Annotated in this window: 19 protein-coding genes and 1 pseudogene; 14 read left to right on the top strand and 6 right to left on the bottom strand. The window is 64.5% G+C overall.

What is annotated here, in order from left to right; all coding sequences use genetic code 11:
- Positions 1 to 3: 3 nt before the first annotated feature.
- Both BBJ41_RS25530 and BBJ41_RS25525 read right to left on the bottom strand, forming a co-directional pair.
- On the bottom strand, positions 4 to 756 hold the full coding sequence (locus tag BBJ41_RS25530) for a tetratricopeptide repeat protein (RefSeq protein ID WP_069750372.1): 753 nt from the start codon (positions 754 to 756) through the stop codon (positions 4 to 6).
- A 246-nt stretch (positions 757 to 1,002) separates the two neighbouring features.
- Positions 1,003 to 2,423: pseudogene (locus BBJ41_RS25525) on the bottom strand (aminotransferase-like domain-containing protein).
- A gap of 272 nt (positions 2,424 to 2,695) precedes the next feature.
- Here BBJ41_RS25525 and BBJ41_RS25520 point away from each other — a divergent pair.
- The gene (locus BBJ41_RS25520; RefSeq protein ID WP_069749023.1) at positions 2,696 to 4,108 is read left to right on the top strand and encodes a discoidin domain-containing protein; all 1,413 of its coding nucleotides are present in this window, start codon (positions 2,696 to 2,698) and stop codon (positions 4,106 to 4,108) included.
- A 232-nt stretch (positions 4,109 to 4,340) separates the two neighbouring features.
- Here the strand turns inward: BBJ41_RS25520 and BBJ41_RS39595 are convergent, their stop codons facing one another.
- From BBJ41_RS39595 to BBJ41_RS39585, 3 genes are read right to left on the bottom strand one after another with little or no spacing between them, the layout of a single operon-like run.
- Positions 4,341 to 4,805 carry an OmpA family protein gene (locus BBJ41_RS39595; RefSeq protein ID WP_236872070.1) on the bottom strand — a complete coding sequence of 155 codons (465 nt, stop codon included), beginning with the start codon at positions 4,803 to 4,805 and terminating at the stop codon, positions 4,341 to 4,343.
- A complete protein-coding gene (locus BBJ41_RS39590) occupies positions 4,792 to 5,439 on the bottom strand; it encodes a M35 family metalloendopeptidase (RefSeq protein WP_083281975.1) in 648 nt (215 codons plus the stop codon). Before BBJ41_RS39590 ends, BBJ41_RS39595 begins: the two co-directional genes overlap by 14 nt.
- 4 nt (positions 5,440 to 5,443) lie before the next feature.
- Positions 5,444 to 5,980, bottom strand: coding sequence for a PAAR domain-containing protein (locus BBJ41_RS39585; protein WP_083281974.1), 537 nt, complete (start codon positions 5,978 to 5,980; stop codon positions 5,444 to 5,446).
- Positions 5,981 to 6,297: 317 nt separating this feature from the next.
- Here BBJ41_RS39585 and BBJ41_RS40645 point away from each other — a divergent pair, with 317 nt between their 5' ends.
- Entirely contained in the window at positions 6,298 to 6,519 is a 222-nt protein-coding gene (locus BBJ41_RS40645; protein ID WP_156814869.1) for a hypothetical protein, read from the top strand.
- Between the two features lie 456 nt (positions 6,520 to 6,975).
- Here the strand turns inward: BBJ41_RS40645 and BBJ41_RS25515 are convergent, their stop codons facing one another.
- A complete protein-coding gene (locus tag BBJ41_RS25515) occupies positions 6,976 to 8,001 on the bottom strand; it encodes a GlxA family transcriptional regulator (protein WP_069749022.1) in 1,026 nt (341 codons plus the stop codon).
- A 447-nt stretch (positions 8,002 to 8,448) separates the two neighbouring features.
- Between BBJ41_RS25515 and BBJ41_RS25510 the strand changes: the two genes are divergently transcribed.
- The 12 genes from BBJ41_RS25510 (at position 8,449) to BBJ41_RS25455 (ending at position 23,603) form a co-directional block, all read left to right on the top strand.
- Positions 8,449 to 9,723: a serine hydroxymethyltransferase gene (locus tag BBJ41_RS25510; protein ID WP_069749021.1), complete on the top strand. Its 1,275-nt coding sequence runs from the start codon at positions 8,449 to 8,451 to the stop codon at positions 9,721 to 9,723.
- Positions 9,724 to 9,765: 42 nt separating this feature from the next.
- On the top strand, positions 9,766 to 10,737 hold the full coding sequence (locus BBJ41_RS25505) for a dipeptidase (RefSeq protein ID WP_069749020.1): 972 nt from the start codon (positions 9,766 to 9,768) through the stop codon (positions 10,735 to 10,737).
- A gap of 140 nt (positions 10,738 to 10,877) precedes the next feature.
- Positions 10,878 to 11,411 (top strand): DUF5943 domain-containing protein, encoded by a 534-nt coding sequence (locus BBJ41_RS25500; RefSeq protein WP_069749019.1) that lies wholly within the window; start codon positions 10,878 to 10,880, stop codon positions 11,409 to 11,411.
- 68 nt (positions 11,412 to 11,479) lie between these two features.
- A complete protein-coding gene (locus BBJ41_RS25495; protein ID WP_069749018.1) occupies positions 11,480 to 13,543 on the top strand; it encodes an NADH:flavin oxidoreductase in 2,064 nt (687 codons plus the stop codon).
- A 3-nt stretch (positions 13,544 to 13,546) separates the two neighbouring features.
- Positions 13,547 to 15,472, top strand: coding sequence for a (Fe-S)-binding protein (locus tag BBJ41_RS25490; protein WP_069749017.1), 1,926 nt, complete (start codon positions 13,547 to 13,549; stop codon positions 15,470 to 15,472).
- A 4-nt stretch (positions 15,473 to 15,476) separates the two neighbouring features.
- Positions 15,477 to 16,643 (top strand): electron transfer flavoprotein subunit alpha/FixB family protein, encoded by a 1,167-nt coding sequence (locus BBJ41_RS25485; protein WP_069749016.1) that lies wholly within the window; start codon positions 15,477 to 15,479, stop codon positions 16,641 to 16,643.
- On the top strand, positions 16,640 to 17,425 hold the full coding sequence (locus BBJ41_RS25480) for an electron transfer flavoprotein subunit beta/FixA family protein (RefSeq protein ID WP_069749015.1): 786 nt from the start codon (positions 16,640 to 16,642) through the stop codon (positions 17,423 to 17,425). Before BBJ41_RS25485 ends, BBJ41_RS25480 begins: the two co-directional genes overlap by 4 nt.
- A gap of 52 nt (positions 17,426 to 17,477) precedes the next feature.
- Positions 17,478 to 18,719, top strand: coding sequence for an aromatic ring-hydroxylating oxygenase subunit alpha (locus tag BBJ41_RS25475; RefSeq protein ID WP_069749014.1), 1,242 nt, complete (start codon positions 17,478 to 17,480; stop codon positions 18,717 to 18,719).
- A 31-nt stretch (positions 18,720 to 18,750) separates the two neighbouring features.
- The gene (locus BBJ41_RS25470) at positions 18,751 to 19,899 is read left to right on the top strand and encodes an FAD-binding oxidoreductase (protein WP_069749013.1); all 1,149 of its coding nucleotides are present in this window, start codon (positions 18,751 to 18,753) and stop codon (positions 19,897 to 19,899) included.
- 134 nt (positions 19,900 to 20,033) lie between these two features.
- Positions 20,034 to 20,897, top strand: coding sequence for a glycine betaine ABC transporter substrate-binding protein (locus tag BBJ41_RS25465; protein WP_069749012.1), 864 nt, complete (start codon positions 20,034 to 20,036; stop codon positions 20,895 to 20,897).
- 226 nt (positions 20,898 to 21,123) lie between these two features.
- The gene (locus BBJ41_RS25460) at positions 21,124 to 22,779 is read left to right on the top strand and encodes an APC family permease (protein ID WP_069749011.1); all 1,656 of its coding nucleotides are present in this window, start codon (positions 21,124 to 21,126) and stop codon (positions 22,777 to 22,779) included.
- 206 nt (positions 22,780 to 22,985) lie between these two features.
- Positions 22,986 to 23,603: a TetR/AcrR family transcriptional regulator gene (locus BBJ41_RS25455; RefSeq protein WP_069749010.1), complete on the top strand. Its 618-nt coding sequence runs from the start codon at positions 22,986 to 22,988 to the stop codon at positions 23,601 to 23,603.
- The last annotated feature ends 60 nt before the right edge of the window (positions 23,604 to 23,663 follow it).

Raw genomic sequence — 23,663 nt, 5'->3', positions numbered from 1 at the left:
TGCTCAGTGACCGCGATAGAGCTTCGCGATGTCCGCGTTGCTGGGCACGGTGTGCCGTGCATGGCTCGCGTGCACGCTCACACGGCGGATCGCATGCGTGCGATGCGCGGGATCGTGATTGCCTCGCCAGTCCGCCACGCGCACCGCGCCGGCGTGCTTCCGGTCAGGTTCGCGCATCGGCGGCGCGGCCTGCGCGACCGCAATCCGGCCGGCGTGTTCGCCGGCATTCGCGATGTCGCGCCGAGCGGCCGCTGCCTGCGTTCCGTCAGTCGAATGAAACGGATAGACAGGCGCGGGCAGGACCGGCAGCGCCGGATCGTTCGAGGCAAGGAGGCCACTGCCGATCACTGCCGCCGGCGTACCTGCGCCGCGACAAACGGGATCGGCCTTGCACGTCCGGTCGACCGTCACGTAGCCGCCGACCAGCAGCACAAGCGTCACGATACTCAGGAGCGGCGCGCTCGATGCGCGAGGGCGCCGGAAGGCCGCGTTGCGAAGTGTCCGCGCGATGCGCGACGACCACCTCTGGAAGGGCGGCAGCGCATGCGTCGCGTGTTTGGGGGCCGACGTGTTGCGAACCGGATCGAATGGCCCGTTCCATTGTTTGCAGACCGGGCAGTGCTCGAATGCGCGGAACGCCACGAAGCCGCATTCCCGGCAGCGGCAGCACGCGGCGCGTCGCGATTCGACACGCGCAATCAGCACGGCGCGCCAGACATCGCGCGTGTGGGCATTCCGGTTGGGCAGGACGCGCATCGTCGGAAGCGGGCAGGTGTTGTCAGCGGTGCGAACGATCGCCGGCCGCCGAGACTTCCGGTCCGCGCGCGCGGGCTGCATACGACGCTCGTTCGCATTCGGTGCTCAAGTGATTCTCCATAGCGTCGGACACGCGGAACGCGTTCGTCCGGGGTTGTCTTCCGCTTCATTCTTTGTCGCTCGCGCGCGAAACGCAAGGCGCACGTCCGTCATCGCGATCCGCGCAGGCCGATCGCAAGTTCCGTGCTAATCGTTCTGCCGCTGCCGGGTGGCGAGCGTCCCGATGGTCTGCATCGCGCGCTCGACTGCCGGCGTCCACGGCCGGCCGTAGTTGAGCCGCAGATAACGGCGGAATCCGCCGGTGGCTGAAAAGATCGGGCCGGGCGCGATGCTGACGCCGCTTTCCATTGCATCGCCGAACAGGTGCATCGCATCCACGCGTGGCGGCAGTTCGATCCACAGGAAATATCCGCCGTGCGGCGTGAACACTTCGGTTCCGGCCGGAAAATAGGCGCGAACGGCGGCGAGCATCTGCGCCTGGTGCGCGGCGAGGTTGCGCCGCAACTTGCGCAGGAAGCGGTCGTATGCGCCGTCGCGCAGGTAGCTCGAGATCGCCATCTGCGCAGGCACGTCGGCCGACGGCGCGCTCGCGCCTTTCGCTTGCCGGATCTGCCGCACGTAGCGCCCGGCCGCGACCCAGCCGATCCGGAACCCGGGTGCGAGACACTTCGAGAACGAACCGCAATGCAGGACGAGCCCGCTGTCGTCATACAGTTTCGCGGGACGCGTGGGGACCGTGCCGAAGTGCAATTCTCCATACACGTCGTCCTCGATCAACGGCACGCCGCGCGACGCGAGCAGGTCGATCAGCGCGCGCTTGCGTTCGTCGGACAACGTCGCGCCGGTCGGATTGTGGAACGACGTCATGAACCAGCAGGCGCGCACCGGGTGCGTGTCGAGCGCCTCGGCGAGCGCGTCGAGGTCGAGGCCCGTGCGCGGGTCGACCGGGATTCGACGGCCTTCAGATGCAGGCGCTGTACGGCCTGCAGCACCGCGTGGAAGGCCGGCCGCTCGATCGCGACGATGTCGCCCGGCCGCGTCAGCGCCTGCAGGCTGAGCGTCAGCGCTTCGAGCGCGCCGGTCGTGATCACGATCTCGTCCATCGGCAAGGCCGTGCCCGCGTTCAGGTAGCGCAACGCGATTTCGCGGCGCAGCGCGTCGTGGCCGGGCGGCAATCCGGACAGCAGTTTCGTGCGGTCCATGGTGCGAGCCGCCGACGCCACATAGCGCCACAGGCTGCTCATCGGAAACAGCGAATAGCTGGCGAATGCCGAGCCGAGCGGGACGATGTCCTCGCATTTCAGGGAATCGAGCAGGCGGAACAGCGGATCGCCGTTGCCGGTTGGTGCGGCGGCCGATTTGCGCGGCGGCTCGTGGCCGAACCTGACGTGTTTGTCTTCGAGGTTCGCAACGAAATAACCGGACCGTGCACGTGCGACGATCAGACCCTCGCTTTCGAGCGCGTAGTACGCACGAAATACGGTGGACGGGCTCACGCCATACGCGCGGCAGGCCGCGCGCACGGTAGGGATGCGCGTGCCGGCCGCCAGGTCGCCGCGCCGGATCGCATCGGCGATCGTCTGTGCCAGCGCCGCATATCGCTTCATGCCAGCCCTCCGGCCACTCGGGCGTTGCTGAAAAAAGAGTAGCACGGCACCCGTCGTGCGCAATCGCGCCCCAAGCGCTGATCCGCATGTTTTTGACGCGCTGTGATCCTTTTCTTTCGTCTGACGAGCGGGCATCCTCTCACATCGCAAATCTTGTTCCCGATGTCCGACTCATGCGGAGTTCGCGCTGCCCGACAGCGGATCCGCAGCGCCCGTGCGTCCTGCGCGGGATCTTGTCCGAGGCGTCCTGACCCTACCCGGAATCATTCAGCGTGAAATCGAAGACCCTCGTCGCCGGCCTGGTGGCTGGCATCGCCGTCAGCCTGTCCGGCGGCAACGTGCAAGCCGCGTGCATCAACAATCCCGCAGCCCAGCCGAACGCATCGTTTCCCGCTGCGTTGACCGGCAAGCTCGTCTATCACAGCTACGTCAAATACGGCGACGGCACGAGCCAGTTGTTCCTTTACGACTTTGCGGCGCATACGCTCACGCAACTGAGCAAGAGCGCGTGGGGCATCACCGATCCGATGAACGGCGTGTTCAGCCCCGACGGCAAGTGGCTCGCGTTCATGGGCATCAGCAACGGCGCATGGAACGTGTTCATGCTCCAGCTCGGCGCCGGCACGCCGCCCGTCAACATGACGAACAGCACGGGCGCCACGCGCAACGAGGACCCGAAATTCAGCGCGGACGGCAAGACGCTCGTGTTCAAGCAGAACGGCGACGTCAAGCAGGCGACGCTGTCGTACACGAGTGCGGGCCCGGTGTTCACGTCGGTCGTGAGCCTGACGAACGCGCCGGCCGGCGCCGAATACTCGATGCCGTTTCTCGCGCCGGACGCGAGCGCCGTGTACTACGCGACCGGCACCGGCGCGAACATGGGGCTGATGAAGCGCACGATCGCGACCGGCGCGACCGCCGTGTTCGATCATCCCGCCGGGCTGCAGACGTACTACCCGATCGTGCGCGCGGACGGCACGGTGTTCTATGCGCGCTGGAAGGATGCGGGCCAGGCCGACCAGATCTATACGAAGACCGCGGACCCGGCTTCGACGCCGAACCAGCTGGCGATCAACGACTGCGTGAGCAACAACTCGGACCCGGCGCCGGTGAACGGCACGAACTACGTGTTCTTCTCGTCGACGACGGCGGGCGGCTATCAGCTCTACGTCGGCGACGTGACGACCGGCCAGCGCTGGAGCCTGTCGCAGTTCGGCGTGAATGCCGATACGACGAAGGCCAAGCTCGGCTCGAGCTACTACGGCGGCCCGGCTGCCGCGCAGCCGACGCTGCTGTCGCAGGGGCGTCCGGCCGCCGCGTCGGCGAGCTACAACGCGTCGATGACGCCCGACAAGGCGTTCGACGGCAACACCACGGGTACGCGCTGGGATTCGCCGGAAGGCGCGGGTGTCGATCCGCAATGGATCTCGGTGGATCTCGGCGCGACGAAGCACATCGATCACGTCGATCTGTACTGGGATGCGGGCGCGCTCGTCTACCAGATCCAGACGTCGAACGACAACGTGAACTGGACGACGATCTACGCGACGAGCAACGGCGGTTCCTATAGCCACGTCACGCTGCCGAATCTCAACGGAAGCGGCCGTTACGTGCGGATGCTCGGCACGAAGCGCGCGACGCAGTGGGGCTACTCGCTCTATGAAATGCAGGTGTGGGGATCGTAAGCGAGAACTGGAAGCGGCCGTCAGTGCCTTGGCATAGTGTCGGCCCTATTGTTGCTGCGATCACTGATACGTCGCAGATTCCGGTATCGCGATAGTTCGCGAAACCGACGGGCGCGCATTCCGTCGATCCTGGGAGCCACGCTGACGGGGCGAGGAAAGACGTGTGAGAAGGCGCTGGAACGGCAGGAAGAAGACGGCCCGCCTTGCGCGGGCCGGTCTGCTTTGTGTAACGTCAGTGCGTCTTGGGTATCGGGTTTAGGTTCGGGCAACAGTGATTGGGACACCCGGGGCCGAACGTGATCTCGACGCGCCGCCCGGTATCGTCAAACTCGCTGGCGGGAAACGGCAATTTGTAGATTCTCGCAATGACGGAATTTCGTTCGCCTCGAACCGAAAATTGATCCAATGCGGTTTTGACATTCGCCGCACGCCGTTGAGCAAGGGCTTTCGGGTCTCTCTCCGTCGGTTCCGCCAAACCGACAACCGAAACCGCATCGACAATGGAAAAGCGTTGGCGCATATCGGCTGACCATACTGACAGCTTCGCCAATTCGGCGATAGATAGGTCGCTCGAATCGCTGTCGAATCGAACATCAAAATCCCAACCGGGCAAGTTCGACGGACCATCGCACGCGAATGCCGTGTGTGTGCAGCTCAACGCGAGCGCGACGGCAGTTAGCAATTTAGTCAATGTCAACGACGTACCCCGCGATGCTGTCGGCGTTGTTGATTGCCAAGTCTGGATTTGATCGCCCCCAACCGGGGAGCAACGGGGTAATCGTGTATTGGTCATCGGTTGACGACATAGTGTCGCGGAAATGGGTTGCTTCGTGAATGATAGTTGATACGTGAGAATCAGCATTAGCAGTCCACGGGCGCATCGTGCAGAATCGTGCGCTGATCGCGATCGTATGTGTCGTGGTGTCCGGCGCACATACATGAGCAGCTTCATTGGACGTCCCGCGTGGATGCGGCGTGCATCCCGTCGCCAGATCGCCATCACTGCCGCTGCGAACGACGTTGTTTTCGTTGAATGCTCGAACTACGCCAAGTACCTTAGTTAAGCCGGTGAGCAAGTGCATTCGCGTTCTCTCATCGTCTCGACCGAACCACTTGAACACTCGATCCTTGTCGTTCTGTGACCACTTTTTCAGATCCGCGATGCGGATCGTCAATCGATCGACTGCACGCCCCTGGGCCACAGAAAACATCTTGCGGAACTCCGAGTTGGTCATGTTTTCGCAGATCGGCCGCAAGTCAACGTCTGCAAAATGCAGCGATCCTTCGATGGTGTTTGTCGTTGTCTCGGCAACGGTAGTTTGATTCCCCATCTTCTCAATCCTCGATTACAAGCTTCAAAGTCTGCGCACCTTCGGTCCGCACACGCGCAGTACGACCGTGCCGATCGCTCACACCGGACGCAAGCACTGCTCCGGATCGATCCTTGATCCAATAGCGCACGTTGCTTAACAGTTGCTTTGTCCGCGCGTCGCGGATCACGAACTGATCGTCATTGATACCCGACCCGGATGCGGGTCTCGTGGGAGCGTATGCCGAGCGCGCAGCAAACGGATTTATGGCATTGCGGCCGCCGTCGCCCCCGTAGAAAATTGTGCTGTCGCTACCCGCGATTAGCCGGTTTTGCCCGCATGGGCAGAGTACGACGTCACCATCGAGAGCAACACATCGCCCGTGGTGAATCATGCGATGTGCACTGCCCAATATCAGGAATTTCCCCTCGCAATTTCCGCATGTCGCCTTGTCGCCATCCAGGGCGACCTGTTTGCCGTGATTGACCATCGTGGACGTAACGGCAATGACGACGCCGCCTGTCGTCGTCGGGTCTCCATTTCTGACTGCTCGTTTGCTCATGGCCTTTTCCTCAATCGAAATTGGTAAAGACCCAATCGGCTGAATTGGGAGCTTGGATCGCGTATTGATCGATTGCATCGGGCGAGAAGATCTGCGAGGTGTGTCGCTGCTGCACCGTCGCGTAACGCGGCATCGATAAGTGAAGAAAATATGGGAATGTGGCGTGTTTTTTTGTCATAGGCCCGGACATCTCATGTATGGACGAGCTATGGAGGGTCGCCGGTGATGATTGGTTTGTATATGGGACGTGTATGATTGTTATTAGGAATCCAACTGAAGATTGAACTCATTGACGACCAGTAAGGCGGAGAACGAGGATGAGTGCTCAATCGAGCGCTGAATTCCGCTACGTACGTGGAGACGTGCGCCGCAATCCCGGACCTGATCGTTTGCTGTCGACGCTCATCGTCCACAAGAAGATGAAAGTTGATTCATGGATCACCGATGAAACGCATTGGGGATTCGACATTCAGCGTGTGCGGCGGAATGGGGCGACGGTGATTGAGACGGGCAAGGAATGGGCTCGCTCGCCGAATTGATGAATCATTCGCGGCCAACGGCGTGTGCAACGCGGTGGTGATGGCGTCGTGAACCTGTTCCTTCAATCGCGGCTCGAACTGCACTCGGCGGCGGAAACGCAGTGATTCCAAGGAAACTGCGAACGCATGGCAGACGTGATTGCGCTTATCGTCGCGCTGGGTGACAGCGGACGAGATCGCGTGATGGACGCGGAGTTTCTACTCGGGGGAAATTCCAGGCTCGAACGGGCAGTGCGGTTCAGCGTGACGCCGCCCCGATCCCCGGCGAACGCCCCGTGACTGGAGCGAACCGGGAAGGCGGAGAGTCGTACTGCTGCAGTAATGCGGTCAGGTGAGGTGACTCAGACGCATCGCGCTGAAAGTTGTCACCTCTGCGTAGCGTTTGCGATCGTGCTTCTACAACCTCTCGGCATCAGTCTTCACGACCGCATGATGTGTTACCGCGCAACGCGCGCTTCACGCATGCAGCACATGCGCCGGAAACGCCGGCGCAGCGCTCGCCGCACCCGGTGCGAGCGGCGCAACCTGCTTGCGTCGTTCGCGCGTCGGCGCGACGCCGAATGCGTCGCGATAGCTCTTGCTGAAATGGCACGCCGACTGGAAGCCACACGCCATCGTGATGTGCATGATCGACATGTCGGTCTGCAGAAGCAGCTCGCGCGCGCGGCGCAGCCGCAGCGTCAGGTAGTAATGCGTGGGCGTCATCCCGAGGTGTTCGCGGAACAGGCGCTGCAGCTGACGTTGCGACATGTTCGCGAGCCGCGCAAGCTCCTCGCGCGACAGCGGCTCCTCGATGTTGTTCTCCATCAGCGCGATCACTTCGAACAGCGACTTGTTCGCCGAGCCGAGGCGCGCGACGAGCGGCATGCGTTGCTGCGCGCTCGTGTCGCGCACGTGTTCGACGATGAACTGTTCGGCGATCTGCGTGACGCGCGCGGTGCCCACGCGCGCGGCGATCAGGTTCAGCATCATGTCGAGCGGTGCGACGCCGCCCGTGCACGTGATGCGGTCGCGGTCGATCACGAACAGCTCCTTCAGGAAGCGCGTATCCGGAAACTCCTCCTTCAGCGCCGACATGTTCTCCCAGTGGATCGCGCAGGCGTAGCCCGCGAGCAACCCCGATTTCGCGAGCGCGTAGGTGCCCGTGCACAGGCTGCCGAGCGGGATGCCCGCACGCGCGAAGCGGCGCAGCGTCGAAAGATGGGCGGGCGTGGTCGCGCGCTGCACGTCGACGCCGCCGCACACGAACACGATGTCGGGTTGCCCGACGCATTCGGCCGGGCCCGTGTCGACCGTCAGGCCGTTGCTCGCCGTGACCGGTCCGCCGTCCGGGCTGATCACCGACCAGCGGTAGAGCGGCTGACCGCTCAGGTAGTTCGCCATCCGAAGCACCTCGATCGCATTGGTGAACGCGATCATCGTGAAGTTCGGTAACGGCATGAACGCGAAGTGGGACAGCGACGCTGTGCGGTCGGGCGACATGGGGAGCGTTCCTTGAATCTCTAATAGCTTTTCGCCCGGGGGCACGGGTCGGGCTGCGGTATTGTGGGAGCGAGCGCAACAAGCGTGCCATACGGCTAAACCCTAGCTCCATACGTTGTATGGGCGTCAGGCCGATGCTGCACTGCACCGTATCCGGGACGCGCTGCACTTCCACCGGGCGGCGAAGGCACTGCCGGAGTGCGTGTCCATAGGTGAACAGCAGGGGCCGGTTTTGTCGGTCATCCGAAAAAGCACGACCGGTCACTTGTATAAAACGGACGCGCATGGCGGAAAAGGCAAAGAACGCGTCTAAATTCATCAATCCGCCGAAAATCCGAACGACAAGAATAGAGCCGTCGGCAGCCTTGCATCGGGCAAGCAGGAAACCCAGGCAGGGCGGGCCTTGAGCTTCGGTTGCAGCCCTTTATTCTTCGTCACGGACGCACTATGTCGAATACCCAGCCTTTCTTCTCGCAGCCCCTTGCCGAGCGCGACGCGCCGGTGCGCAGCGCCATCCTGAAGGAACTCGAGCGTCAGCAGTCGCAGGTCGAGCTGATCGCGTCGGAAAACATCGTGTCGCGCGCCGTGCTCGAAGCACAGGGCTCGGTGCTGACCAACAAGTATGCGGAAGGCTATCCCGGCAAGCGCTACTACGGCGGCTGCGAATTCGCGGACGAAGTCGAGGCACTGGCGATCGAGCGCGTGAAGCAGATCTTCAACGCCGGTTATGCGAACGTGCAGCCGCACTCGGGCGCGCAGGCGAACGGTTCGGTGATGCTCGCGCTGGCGAAGCCGGGCGACACCGTGCTCGGCATGTCGCTCGACGCGGGCGGCCACCTGACGCACGGTGCGAAGCCGGCGCTGTCGGGCAAGTGGTTCAACGCGGTCCAGTACGGCGTGAACCGCGACACGATGCTGATCGATTACGACCAGGTCGAGGCGCTCGCGCAGGAACACAAGCCCAACCTGATCATCGCCGGCTTCTCGGCGTACCCGCGCGCGCTCGACTTCGCGCGCTTCCGCGCGATCGCCGACAGCGTCGGCGCGAAGCTGATGGTCGACATGGCGCACATCGCGGGCGTGATCGCCGCGGGCCGCCACGCGAACCCGGTCGAGCATGCGCACGTCGTCACGTCGACCACGCACAAGACACTGCGCGGCCCGCGCGGCGGCTTCGTGCTGACCAACGACGAGGATATCGCGAAGAAGATCAACTCGGCCGTGTTCCCCGGCCTGCAGGGCGGCCCGCTGATGCACGTGATCGCCGGCAAGGCCGTTGCGTTCGGCGAAGTGCTGCATGCGGACTTCAAGACCTACATCGACAACGTGCTCGCGAACGCGCAGGCGCTCGGCGAAGTGCTGAAGGCAGGCGGCGTCGATCTCGTCACGGGCGGCACCGACAACCACCTGCTGCTGGTCGACCTGCGTCCGAAGGGCCTGAAGGGCGCACCGGTCGAACAGGCGCTGGAGCGTGCGGGCATCACCTGCAACAAGAACGGCATTCCGTTCGACACCGAGAAGCCGACCGTCACGTCGGGCATCCGCCTCGGCACGCCGGCCGGCACGACGCGCGGCTTCGGCGTCGCGGAGTTCCGCGAAGTGGGCCGCCTGATTCTCGAAGTGTTCGACGCGCTGCGCGCGAACCCGGAAGGCGACCACGCGACCGAACAGCGCGTGCGCCGCGAGATCTTCGCGCTTTGCGAGCGCTTCCCGATTTACTGATCGACCCCCACACAAGAGCAGAGACTGGAGCGAGAGGCAGATATGAGTACGCTGCATCAGGACAGCATCATCATCGACGGATTGAACATCTCGAAGTTCGAGAAGCCGGTGTTCGAAGACATGCGCAAAGGCGGCATCACGGCCGCGAACTGCACGGTGTCGGTGTGGGAGAACTTCGCCAAGACCGTCGACAACATCGGCGTGATGAAGAAGAAGATCCGCGACAACGGCGAGCTGCTGACGCTGGTGCGCACGACGGACGACATCTTCCGCGCGAAGAAGGAAGGCAAGACCGGGATCATCCTGGGCTTCCAGAACGCGCATGCGTTCGAGGACAACCTCGGCTACATCGAGGCGTTCCACGACATGGGCGTGCGCGTCGTGCAGCTTTGCTACAACACGCAGAACCTGGTCGGCACGGGCTGCTACGAGCGCGACGGCGGCCTGTCGGATTTCGGCCGCGAAGTGATCACCGAGATGAACCGCGTCGGCATCATGGTCGACCTGTCGCACGTGGGCGGCAATACGTCGTCGGAAGCGATCACGTTCTCGAAGAAGCCGGTGTGCTACTCGCACTGCCTGCCGTCGGGCCTGAAGGAGCATCCGCGCAACAAGAGCGACGCGCAGCTGAAGGAGATCGCCGACGCAGGCGGCTTCGTCGGCGTGACGATGTTCGCGCCGTTCCTGAAGCGCGGGATCGAAGCGACGATCGACGACTACATCGAAGCGATCGATTACGTCGTGAACCTGATCGGCGAAGACGCGGTCGGCATCGGCACGGATTTCACGCAGGATTTCGCGAAGGAATTCTTCGACATGCTGACGCATGACAAGGGTCGTTATCGCCAGCTGACGAACTTCGGCAAGGTGATCAACCCGGACGGCATCCGCACGATCGGCGAATTCCCGAACCTGACCGCGGCGATGGAACGCGCCGGCTGGAAGGAGTCGCGCATCCGCAAGATCATGGGCGAGAACTGGGTGCGCGTGTTCAAGGACGTGTGGGGCGCGTAAGCGCTTCGTCGAGCCGGACCGCTTCCAGCGATTCAAACATTAAAAAATCGGGACGTGCCCACGCAAGCTGCGCGGGCGCGCGGACGATGTCGTGCCTGCGCCCGAGCTGCGCGGCCACTTTTCCTCACGGAGTCACCACGATGCAACCGCAACTGCCGATCAACGTCGATCCCGATACCGGCGTCTGGACTACCGATGCGCTGCCGATGCTGTACGTGCCGCGTCACTTCTTCACGAACAACCACGTCGCCGTCGAGGAAGCGCTCGGCGTCGAAGCCTATGCCGAGATCCTCTACAAGGCCGGCTACAAGTCCGCCTACCACTGGTGCGACAAGGAAGCGAAGCTGCACGGCCTGACCGGCATGGCGGTGTTCGAGCATTACCTGAAGCGTCTTTCGCAACGCGGCTGGGGCCTGTTCTCGATCATCGAGGCCGACCCGGCCAGCGCGCGCGCGAAGATCGAGCTGCGCCACTCGTCGTTCGTGCTCCAGCAGCCGGGCAAGGAAGGCAAGCTTTGCTACATGTTCGCCGGCTGGTTCGCCGGTGCGATGGACTGGGTCAACGACACGACGCCGGAAGGCAACGGTGCGCCGCGTGCGCATTCGAAGGAAGTGCAGTGCGCGGCCGAGCATCACGACCACTGCGTCTTCGAAGTGTCGCCGATCGCGCACTGACGCACTGACTCACCGATACAAAACAACACCCGCAACACGAGACATTCGAACGCCAGAGGTCGCCAGCGATGCGTTATCCCCACCTGTTCAAACCCATGCAGCTGAACCAGCTGACGCTGCGCAACCGGATCGTCAGCACCGCGCACGCGGAGGTGTATGCCGAGCCGGGCGGCCTGCCGGGCGACCGCTATATCCGCTACTACGAAGAAAAGGCGAAGGGTGGCGTCGGCCTGGCGATCTGCGGCGGCTCGAGCCCCGTGTCGATCGACAGCCCGCAGGGCTGGTGGAAATCGGTGAACCTGTCGACCGACAAGATCATCGATCCGCTCACGCGTCTCGCCGACACGATGCACAAGCACGGCGCGAAGATCATGATCCAGGCGACGCACATGGGCCGCCGCTCGTCGTTCCACGGCGAGCACTGGCCGCACCTGATGTCGCCGTCGGGCGTGCGCGAACCCGTGCACCGCGGCAACGCGAAGATCATCGAGATCGAGGAAATCCGCCGCATCATCGGCGATTTCGCGGCGGCTGCGAAGCGCGTGAAGGCCGCCGGCATGGACGGCATCGAAATCTCGGCCGCCCACCAGCACCTGATCGACCAGTTCTGGAGCAAGCGCTCGAACCATCGCACCGACGAGTGGGGCGGCAGCCTCGAGAATCGCCTGCGCTTCGGCATCGAAGTGCTGACGGCGGTGCGCGAGGCGGTCGGCAAGGATTTCTGCGTCGGCCTGCGCATGTGCGGCGACGAATTCCACGAGGACGGCCTCGACCACGAAGCACTGAAGGAAATCGCACAAGCGATGTCGGAGACGGGCCTGATCGACTACCTGAGCGTGGTCGGGTCCGGCGGCGACACGCACAACACGATCGCGAACTGCATGCCGCCGATGGCGCTGCCGCCGGAGCCGTTCGTGCACCTCGCGGCCGGCATCAAGTCGGTCGTGAAGATTCCGGTGATGCACGCGCAGAGCATTCGCGATGCGGGCCAGGCCGAGCGCCTGCTCGCCACCGGCATGATCGACCTGGTCGGCATGACGCGCGCGCAGATCGCCGATCCGCACATGGTGATCAAGATCCGCGACGGCCGCGAAGACGAAATCAAGCAGTGCGTCGGCGCGAACTACTGCATCGACCGCCAGTACAACGGCCTCGACGTGCTCTGCATCCAGAACGCCGCGACGTCGCGCGAATCGACGATGCCGCACGTGATCGAGAAATCGCGCGGCCCGAAGCGCAAGGTGGTGGTGGTCGGCGCGGGGCCCGCAGGCCTCGAAGCGGCGCGCGTCGCGAAGCTGCGCGGCCACGACGTGGTGCTGTTCGAGAAGAACGCGGAAGTGGGCGGGCAGGTGATGATCGCCGCGAAGGCGCCGCAGCGCGAACAGATGTCGGGGATCATCCGCTGGTTCGACATGGAAACCAAGCGCCTGGGCGTCGATCGCCGCCTGGGCGTCGCCGCCGACGAGAAGATGATCATGGCCGAGAAGCCGGACATCGTCGTGCTCGCGACGGGCGGCTCCAGCTTCACGTGGCAGGTGCCGGGCTGGGGCGTGGCCGAAGGGCTGGCCGTCAGCTCGTGGGACATCCTGACCGGCAAGGTCGAGCCGAAGCAGAACGTGCTGCTGTTTGACGGCGTGAGCACTCATGCGGGCGCAGGCGTGGCCGACTTCATGGCGAGCCGCGGCTCGAAGGTCGAGGTCGTCACGCCCGACGTGAAGGTGGCCGACGATTGCGGCGGCACGACTTTCCCGATCTTCTATCGACGTCTGTACGCGTTCGGCGTGATCCCGACGCCGAACACGATGCTCGATCGCGTTTATGAAGAAGACGGCAAGAAGATCGCCGTGCTGCGCAACGAGTACACGGAAGAACTGGAAGAGCGCGCCGTCGACCAGGTGGTGATCGAGAACGGTTCGTCGCCGAACGACGAGCTGTACTGGAAGCTCAAGCCGGAATCGCTGAACCGCGGCCAGATCGATCCGCACACGCTGTTCGCGGCCGAGCCGCAGCCGTGCCTGTCGGAAGAACTCGGCAACGGCCGCTTCCTGCTGTTCCGTGTCGGCGATTGCATCTCGATGCACAACGTCCACGGTGCGATCTACGACTCGCTGCGTCTCGTGAAGGATTTCTAAAAGATGAACCCGTCCTTCCTCATTACCGCCCTGTTGTGGCTGTCGGTGGCGGGGCTCGCGTTCGCGGTCGCGAAGCGCTCGTCCTACTGGCGGCTCGGCCGCGCCACGGCGCCCGGCTCGTTCGGCGTCGCGAACCTGTTCGCGATCCCGAAGCGTTATTTCGTCGACCTGCACCACGTGGTCGCCCGCGATCCGTACATCGCGAAGACCCACGTGGCGACGGCCGGCGGCGCGATCGGCGCGCTTGCGCTGGTGTTCATCAACTACGGCCTCGCGATCTACTCGCCGTGGCTCGACAAGCTGATCTTTCTCGCGGCGCTCGCGATGCTGGTCGGCGCGGTGTTCGTGTGGCGCCGTCGCGCGGCGAAGGATGTGCCCGCACGCCTGTCGCGCGGCCCGTGGAATACGCTGCCTTGGCTGCTCGGTTCGTTCGCGCTCGGCCTCGTGCTGTTCATGCTGGTGCCGGCCGGCGCGATGTCGGGCGCATTCGCGGTGCTCTGCGCGCTGCTGATCGGCGTCGGCGCATTCGCGATGACGGTCGGCGCGGCGAAGGGCGGCCCGATGAAGCATGCGATCGCGGGCCTGCTGCACCTCGCGTTCCACCCGCGTCAGGAGCGCTTCGCAGCCACACGCGAATCGTTCACGGGCAACGGCATGGCCACGCCGCCGACCGCGCTCAAATTGCCGGACATCGAGCACCAGGAGTACGGCGTCGCGAAGCCGGTCGAATTCCGCTGGAACCAGCTGCTGAGCTTCGACGCATGCGTGCAGTGCGGCAAGTGCGAAGCCGCGTGCCCCGCGTTCGCGTCGGGTCAGCCGCTGAACCCGAAGAAGCTGATCCAGGATCTCGTCGTCGGGATGGCGGGCGGCACCGATGCGGCCTATGCGGGCAGCCCGTCGCCGGGCCTCGCGGTCGGCCAGCATCGCGGCGAGCCGAACGGGCCGATCGTGTCGGGCCTCATCGAGGAACAGACGCTGTGGTCGTGCACGACCTGCCGCGCATGCGTGCAGGAATGCCCGATGCTGATCGAGCACGTCGACGCGATCGTCGACATGCGCCGCAACCGCACGCTCGTGCACGGCACGGTGCCGGGCAAGGGCCAGGAAGTGCTCGCGAACCTGCGCGAGACGGGCACGATGGGCGGCTACGACACGGCTGCGCGCTACGACTGGTCGGTCGACCTGAGCGCGCCCGTCGCGCAACCCGGCAAGCCGGTGGACGTGCTGTTCGTTGCGGGCGAAGGCGCGTTTGACATGCGTTACCAGCGCACGCTGCGCGCGTTCGTCAAGGTGCTGAACAAGGCCGGTGTCGACTACGCGGTGCTCGGCTCGACCGAGACCGACACGGGCGACGTCGCTCGTCGGCTCGGCGACGAAGCGACGTTCCAGCAGATGGCGAAGCGCCTGATCGGCACGCTCGGCGAGCTGTCGTACAAGCAGATCGTGACGGCCGACCCGCACGTGATGCACAGCCTGCGCAACGAATACCGTGCGCTCGGGCTGCGCGTGACGGTCAAGCATCACACGACCTATCTCGCGGAACTGGCCGAGAGCGGCAAGATCGCGCCGAAGGCCGTCGATGCGCTGCGCGAAAAGCGCACCACGTATCACGACCCGTGCTACCTCGGCCGCTACAACGGCGAGACGGAAGCGCCGCGCAAGCTGCTGAAGACGATCGGCATCCAGGTGGTCGAGATGGAACGCAACGGGATGCGCGGCCGCTGCTGCGGCGGGGGCGGCGGTGCGCCGCTGACCGACATCCCGGGCAAGCAGCGCATTCCCGACATCCGCATCGCCGACGCGCGCACGATCGGCGCGGACGTGGTCGCGGTTGCCTGCCCGAACTGCACGGCGATGCTCGAAGGCGTCGTGGGCCCGCGCCCCGATGTGCTCGACGTGGCCGAACTCGTTGCCGCCTCGCTGGAGTGAATCGATGAACACGATCAAACGAATCGATCCGCGCCGGCCGTTCATCATCACGGCCGCCGGGCTGAAGCGCATCACGCTCGGCGAGGAAGGCAGCGCCGACGCGAGCGCCGCGCACTGGTCCGCGCATGGCCACGCGGCCGCTGCGAAGCTGCCGCGCGCGGTGCAGGACCCGAAGCACGTGATGCTGGTGGTCGCGCACAGCGAACGCGGCGCGCTCGACGATCATGCGCGGCAGGCGATCGCCGCCGCCGCCTTGCTTGCCGATTCCCATACCGAAGTCGCGTTGCTCGCCTTCGGCGAACTGAAGGACGACGTGGCGGAACTGGGCGTCGACAAGCTGGTTGAACTGGCCGGTTTCGACCGCCGCGCGTTCGATCCCGAAAGCGAGTTGCAAGCCTTGCAGGCATGTGTCGCGGCACTCGCGCCGAAACACGTGTTCGTGCCCGACAACGCGACGGGCGACGGCGATCTCGGCCGGCGTTACGCGGCAGCCGCCGGCGCGAGCGTCGCGACGAACGTCGTCGAGATCGACGCGAAGCATGTCGGCGCATATGCGCAGGCCGGCCGGGCGTTCGCGACGCGCGGGCTGCCCGACGTGATCCTGCTCGCGCAGAACGCGGTCGACGCGAAGCTGCCGTTCGTCGGCGCGGGCGAGCGCCTGGCGGCCGACTTCATCCGCCCGGCAGGCGACGCCGCGCAACCGTATCGCGACCTCGGTCTCGAGGAAATCGACGCGGCGCAGGTCGCGCTCGAGGAAGCCGATTTCATCGTGTCGGCCGGCAACGGCGTGTCCGACATCGGCGCGTTCGAGCGTCTGGCCGGCGCCTTCGGCGCGGCGATCGGCGCGAGCCGCGTCGCGGTCGACAACGGCCACTTCACGCGCGACAAGCAGGTCGGCGCGACCGGCAAGACGGTGGAGGCGAGCGTGTACATCGCGTTCGGCATCTCCGGCGCGGTGCAGCACTTGCAGGGGATCAAGGACTGCCGTCACGTGATCGCGGTGAACCTCGACGGCAGCGCGCCGATCGCGAAGCGCGCGAACCTGACGGTGGTGGGCGACGCGCAGGCGACGATCGCCGCGCTGATCGAACAGGTGCAGGCCGCGCGTGCCGCGCGCGGACAATCGCCGGCCGCGGTCGGCGCCCGTGAACCGGAAGGAGTCGCAGCATGAACGCCCCCCGCCAGTTGCAACGCATCGCGGTGCTCGTGTCCGTCGGCCGGCACCCGGTCAGCGGCGTCGCGCGCTACAGCCGCAACGACGCGGCCGCGCTCGAAACCGGCCGCCAGCTCGCGGAACGGCATCGCGCGCAGCTCGACGTGATCCATGCAGGCGATCCCGCGAATGCGGCGCTTGCCGAATATCTCGCGCTCGGCGCGCGGGAGGTCGAGGTGCTGGCCTGCCGCGACGGCGATGACGCCGTGCGCGCGCTCGCCGCGCGCGTCGACGGATACGACCTCGTGCTGACCGGCACGCGCGCCGAGGGCGCGTACGACACCGGGATGCTGCCGTATCGCGTCGCGGCGGCGCTCGGCTATCCGCTCGTCGGCTCGGCCGTCGACGTGACGATCGAAGGCGGCCGCGCGGCGGTCCGGCAATTCTTGCCGAAAGGTTTGCGGCGGCGCGTCGACGCGGCATTGCCGGCGGTCGTCGCCGTTCATCCGCTCGCCAATGCCGAGCCGCGCTACGCGTATGCGCGGTTGCGCGCCGGCGCGATCCGGCCGGCGCTCGCCGCGGCCGGCGCGGACGCCGATGCGGCCGCGTGGAAGGTCGGTCCGATCGAGCGTAAACCCGTAAAACTGGTCGCCGCCGAGAAGCGCTCCGGGCATGCCCGGATGCTGTCCGCGACGACGACCGAAAGCCGTGGCGGCAACGTCGTAAATGAAGGGAGTTCGGTCGAAAAAGCACAAGTGATCCTCGCGTATTTGCGCGAGCATCAGCTCATCGACTACTGATTTTGATGCCTGTCGGCAAGAACCCAGGGATGCAAGGAATCCGGAGCAAACGATGAAAGTATCGGCAGACATTCGTGCATTGATCGAGCGGCGCAAGGAAGGGCACAGCCTCGATGCGCCGTTCTACACGAGCGAGGACATTTTCGCGCTCGACATGGAGGCGATTTTCCGCCAGCACTGGATCCAGGTGGCGATCGAGCCGGATATTCCCGAGCCGGGCGATTACGTGACCGTGGAACTGGGGAGCGATTCGATCCTGATCGTGCGTGACGACGACATGGCGATCCGCGCGTTCCACAACGTGTGTCGGCACCGCGGCGCGCGCCTGTGCAACGAAGACAAAGGCTCGGTCGGCAACATCGTGTGCCCGTACCACAGCTGGACGTACAACCTGACGGGCCAGCTGATGTTCGCCGAGCACATGGGCGAGAAGTTCGACCGTTGCAAGCACAGCCTGAAATCGGTGCACGTCGAGAACCTCGCGGGCCTGATCTTCATCTGCCTTGCCGACGAGCCGCCGGTCGACTTCGCGAAGATGCGCGCCGAGATGGAGCCGTACCTGCTGCCGCATGATCTGCCGAACACGAAGATCGCCGCGCAGATCGACATCATCGAGGAAGGCAACTGGAAGCTCACGATGGAGAACAACCGCGAGTGCTATCACTGCGTCGCGAACCATCCGGAGCTGACGATCTCGCTGTACGAATACGGCTTCGGTTACCAGCGCTCCGATGCGAATGCCGAAGGCATGGACGCGTTCGCGGAGACGTGTATCCGGCGCGGCAAGGAGTGGGCCGAGATGGGCCTGCCGTCCGCCGAGATCGAAAAGCTGCTCGACGTGACGGGCTTCCGCACGCAGCGGCTGCCGCTGGACCGCCATGGCGAATCGCAGACGCTCGATGCGAAGGTCGCGTCGAAGAAGTTGCTCGGCGGATTCGACAAGGCCGACCTCGGCGGGCTGTCGTTCTGGACGCAGCCGAACTCGTGGCACCACTTCATGAGCGATCACATCGTGACGTTCTCGGTGATCCCGCTGTCGGCCGGCAAGACGCTCGTGCGCACGAAGTGGCTCGTGCACAAGGATGCGAAGGAAGGCATCGACTACGACGTGAAGAACCTCACGGCCGTGTGGAACGCGACCAACGACCAGGATCGCGCGCTCGTCGAATTCTCGCAGCGCGGCGCGACCAGCAGCGCGTACGAGCCGGGCCCGTATTCGCCGTACACGGAAGGTCTCGTCGAAAAATTCTCGGCCTGGTACATCGGCCGGCTCGCCGAAAAAACCGGCGCATAGCAGATTAGCGGATTAGCAAGCGGAGTCAGACATGATGCGAGATGCGGCCAATTTCGAGCCGACGGAAAGTCGGGTCACGCGCCCGGCGTTCTGGAACGCCCTTCCCGAACGCTGGACGAGCGACGTCGAGGAAACGCTGGTGTGCTGCCAGGTGCGGCAGGAAACGCACGACGTGAAGAGTTTCTTCTTCCGTTCGCCGCAAGGCCGTTCGTTCTCGTTCGAGCCCGGGCAGTTCCTCACGCTCGAGCTCGACATCGACGGCGAAACGATCAACCGCTGCTACACGATCTCGTCGTCGCCCGCGCGGCCGCACACGGTGTCGATCACGGTGAAGCGCGTGCCGGGCGGCAAGGTGTCGAACTGGCTGCACGACAACCTGCAGCCGGGCGCGTCGGTGCGCGTGCTCGGCCCGGCCGGCGAATTCACGTGCGCGCGGCATCCGGCGCGCAAGTACCTGTTCCTGTCGGCCGGCTCGGGCGTCACGCCGCTGATGTCGATGAGCCGTGCGCACCATGATCTCGCGGAAGATCGCGACATCCTGTTCGTGCACAGCGCACGCACGCCGGACGACATCATCTTCGCGCGCGAGCTCGACCTGATCGCGTCGAACCATACGAATTTCCGCACGTCGTTCGTCGTCGAGCGCGTGGGCGCGCGCACGAACTGGCCGGGCGTCACGGGCTTCCTGACGCTGCCGCTGCTGAAACTGATCGCGCCGGATTTCATGGAACGCGAAATCTTCACGTGCGGCCCCGCGCCGTACATGAAGGCCGTGCGCGACCTGCTCGACGAAGCCGGTTTCGATCGCAAGCAGTATCACGAGGAAAGCTTCTCGTTCGAGACGCTCGCGCAGACTGCGAGCGACGAGCTGCTCGCCGATCTCGCACCGCCGGCCGAAGGCGGCGACGCGGCGACGAAGCAGTTCACGGTCAGCTTCGCAAAGAGCAATCGCGAAATCGCGTGCGGCTCGGAGCAGCACGTGCTCGACGCCGCGCGTCAGTCGGGCGTGCGCTTGCCCGCATCGTGCACGCAGGGCATGTGCGGTACCTGCAAGGTGAAGCTCGTGTCGGGGCAGGTCGAGATGAAACACAACGGCGGCATCCGCCAGCGCGAGATCGATCAGGGGATGGTGCTGCTGTGCTGCAGCAAGCCGCTGTCGGATCTCGTGATCGACAAGTAGTCGAAATACGCCATCGGCTGGCCCGGGGGCGTCGCCTCCGGACAAGCATCCGTCGGAAAACAACGATACCGCGGAATTGTGGTTGAAGAACCTAGAGAGACAACGCGCGCAGGCGCACATCAAGGAGATCGACCATGAAGCTGTTCGGAAAACTGTTGTGGACCGGCGCACTGTCGGCGATGGTGGCGCTGAGCGCGTCGGCGCTGGCCGATACGAAGCCGACGCTGAAGATCGGCTACGTCGAAGGCTGGGACGACAGCGTCGCGACCACGAACGTCGCAGCCCGCGTCATCGAGAAGAAGCTCGGTTATCAGGTCCAGCTCGTGCCGGTTGCCGCCGGGATCATGTGGCAGGGCGTGGCGCGCGGCGATCTCGACGCGACGCTGTCTGCGTGGCTGCCGGTCACGCACGGCTCCTACTGGGACGAGTACAAGAACAAGGTCGTCGACGTCGGCGCGAATTTCCCGGATGCGAAGATCGGCCTGATCGTGCCGGCCTATGTGAAGGCGAAGAGCATCGACGACCTGAACGCGGAGAAAGGTAACTTCGGCGGCCGGATCGTCGGCATCGATGCGGGCGCCGGCGTGATGCGCAAGACCGACGACGCGATCAAGAGCTACGGGCTGAACTACACGCTGATGCCGAGCTCGGGCAGTGCGATGGCGGCTGAGTTGTCGCGTTCGGTCAACGCGAACAAGCCGGTCATCGTCACCGGTTGGGCGCCGCACTGGATGTTCGCGAAGTGGAAGCTGCGCTTCCTCGAGGATCCGAAGAAGGTGTTCGGCGGTGCCGAGCACGTCGACAGCGTCGTGAATCCGGGGCTCGAAACGAAGGCCAAGCCGGTCGTCGCGTTCCTGAAAAAATTCCAGTGGAAGCCGGGTGAAATCGACAGCGTGATGCTGGCGATCCAGAACGGCTCGAAGCCGGAAGCGGCCGCCGATGCGTGGATCGCGGCCCATGCCGACCGCGTGAATGCGTGGACGGAAGGCGCGCAGTAAGTACACGAAGGATTCATCAGACGAACAATCAAAGAAACATGCCGGGAATGGCACGCAGGAATCCGAAATATTCGTGATGCAATGCGGCCATATCCCGGAATTGTTTTTCCGATTCTGCAAGAAAGTGCGTAAGTTGTTACACTACGACCCTTGTGCGGAGTCATCTGCTTTGCATCGGACCAGAGTAAGCGCTGAAGCGCTAACTCTGCTCGAGAGGAGGAATTGGATGAGTCAGGCAGGACTGCGTGCTAACCGCACCAGTGACGTTGAGGCAACCATCTCACATGATTCGACGGGCCATACGCTGCATCGTGGCCTGACTTGGAAAGACGCATTCTGGGTGACGAGCGGCGTGCCGGCAGGCGTGCTGTTCACGATCGGCGGCGTATGCGCGACGATCGGCCAGCCCGCGTGGGCGATCTGGATCGCCGCGATCACGATGGGGCTGATCCAGAGCGCGACTTATGCGGAAATATCGGGACTATTTCCCCATAAATCGGGTGGCGCGTCCGTGTACGGCGCGATCGGCTGGGTTCGCTACAGCAAGCTGATTGCCCCGGTTTCCGTGTGGTGTAACTGGCTCGCGTGGTCGCCGATGCTGGCGCTCGGCTGCGGTCTCGCGGCGAGCTACGCGCTCACGAGTCTCTTTCCCGCCGATGCGGCGGTGCTGCACTGGCAGCTCAAGGTTGCGGATCTCGGGTTCATCAAGCCGGGTCTGTCCCTGCGGATCAACGCGACGTTCATCATCGCGACGATCCTGCTTCTCATCACGTTCAAACTTCAGCACAGCGGCGCGTCGAAGGCTGCGCGTACGCAGCGCATTCTCGGCATCGCATCGCTCACGCCGCTGCTGATCGTCGGTATCGTGCCGTTCGTCACCGGCGACGTGCCGATGTCGAACCTGCTCCCGCTGCTGCCGCTCGGTCACGACGCGCACGGCAACGTCACGGCCGCGACGTTCGGCTCGTGGAACGGGCAGGGCGTCACGATGGCGCTCGGCGCGATGTTCATGGCCGGCTGGGCGTCGTACGGCTTCGAAACGGCCGTCTGCTACACGCGCGAATTCCGCGATCCGCGCCGCGATACCGCAAAGGCGATCTTCTGGTCGGGCGCACTGTGCCTCGTCGTGATGACGCTCGTGCCGATGGCGTTCCAGGGCGCGCTCGGCACGCAGGCGATGCTCGATCCGTCGATCGGCGACGGCACCGGCGTGGCGGCCGCGATGGCGAAGATCGTCGGCGGCGGCGCGTGGGTCGCGAATGCGGTGGTCGTGATGCTGATGCTGTCGATCCTGCTGATCGTGATGACGTCGATGATGGGTTCGTCGCGCACGTTGTATCAGGCGTCCGTCGACGGCTGGCTGCCGAAGTACCTGTCGCACGTGAACGAGCACGGCTCGCCCACGCGCGCGATGTGGACCGATCTCGGCTTCAACCTCGTGTTGCTGATGATGTCGGACTACATGACGGTGCTGTCGATCTCCAACGTCTGCTACATGTTGTTCGTGTTCCTGAATTTGCAGTCGGGCTGGATCCACCGGATGGATCGCGGCAACTGGGATCGTCCGTTCCGCTGCCCGACCTGGCTGCTCGTCGGCGGCGCGATCTGCGGCTACGCGAACCTCGTTTATGTCGGCGCGGGGGCGAACCTGCAGGGCGAAGGCACGCTGCGCAACGGGCTGATCGCGATGCTGCTGATCGTGCCGGTGTTTCTCTATCGCCACTACTGGCAGGATCGCGGCCGGTTTCCCGCGCAGATGCAGCGCGACATGGAGCTCGAAGTACCGAAGCGCGCGATGTGGCTGAACCTGATGCCTTACGCGGCGCTGATCGGCGCGGGGCTGACGATCTGGCTGTCGTATTACTTCGCTTGGGTGAAGTGACGCATCGGGCCGTGTAGCGGAGCGCCGCGTCCGGAAACCGCACACGGGCGTTGCGATCGGCGTCGCGGCAGGCAACGAAGCCCGACCGGCTTGCAAGCGGTCGGGCTTTTGTCATTCATGGCCGGCGGCGTCGCTGGCATGCGCAGCGCAATCACGCGATCACGGGCGCTTGATTTTGGGAACGATCGGTTCTAATATCCGCTTCCATGAGCCCGACCTCGACACCTCCCGGCTCCCGCGACAGGGGGCGACCACGCGAATTCGATACCGACGTTGCCGTCGAGGCGGCGGCGCGCGTGTTCTGGGAGCAGGGCTACCATGCGACGTCGATCGACACGCTGTGCGAAGCGACCGGGGTGTTCCGCGGCAGCCTGTACAGAACGTTCGGGGACAAGCACGGGTTGCTGGTGGCTGCGTTCGACCAGTATGCGGAAGGCGCGGTGGCGCGGCTCAAGGAACGCCTCGCCGGGGATCTTCCGCCGCGCGACACGCTGCGCGAAGCGCTCATGTATTACACGAGGATTGGCGCCCGCCTGTCGGAGCGGCGCGGTTGCTTCATCACGAACGCGGCGATCGAACTGCTGCCCGGCGACGAAGCGCTGCGCCCGCATATCGAATCGACACTGCTGCGCATCGCCACGCAGCTGAGCCTCGCTGTGGCGCGCGGCCAGCAGTCGGGTGATTTCGATCGGAATCTCGATCCGGAGGAAGTCGGCCGGTTCCTGCTGTGCCTGGTCCAGGGCATGCGCGTGCTGGGGAAATCAAGTGCATCGGAGTCGGAGCTCGTCTCGATCGTCGATATCGCGATGCGCGCACTGACCTGATTTTTTTGATTATTTTGAGAATGATCGGTTTCAAATGATGAGCCTTCCGGAGGCTGCTGT

The organism is Burkholderia stabilis (assembly GCF_001742165.1).
Classification (GTDB): Bacteria; Pseudomonadota; Gammaproteobacteria; order Burkholderiales; family Burkholderiaceae; genus Burkholderia; species Burkholderia stabilis.
Note: the sequence above shows the minus strand (reverse complement) of the source record. Positions and strands in the feature narration are given on the sequence as shown.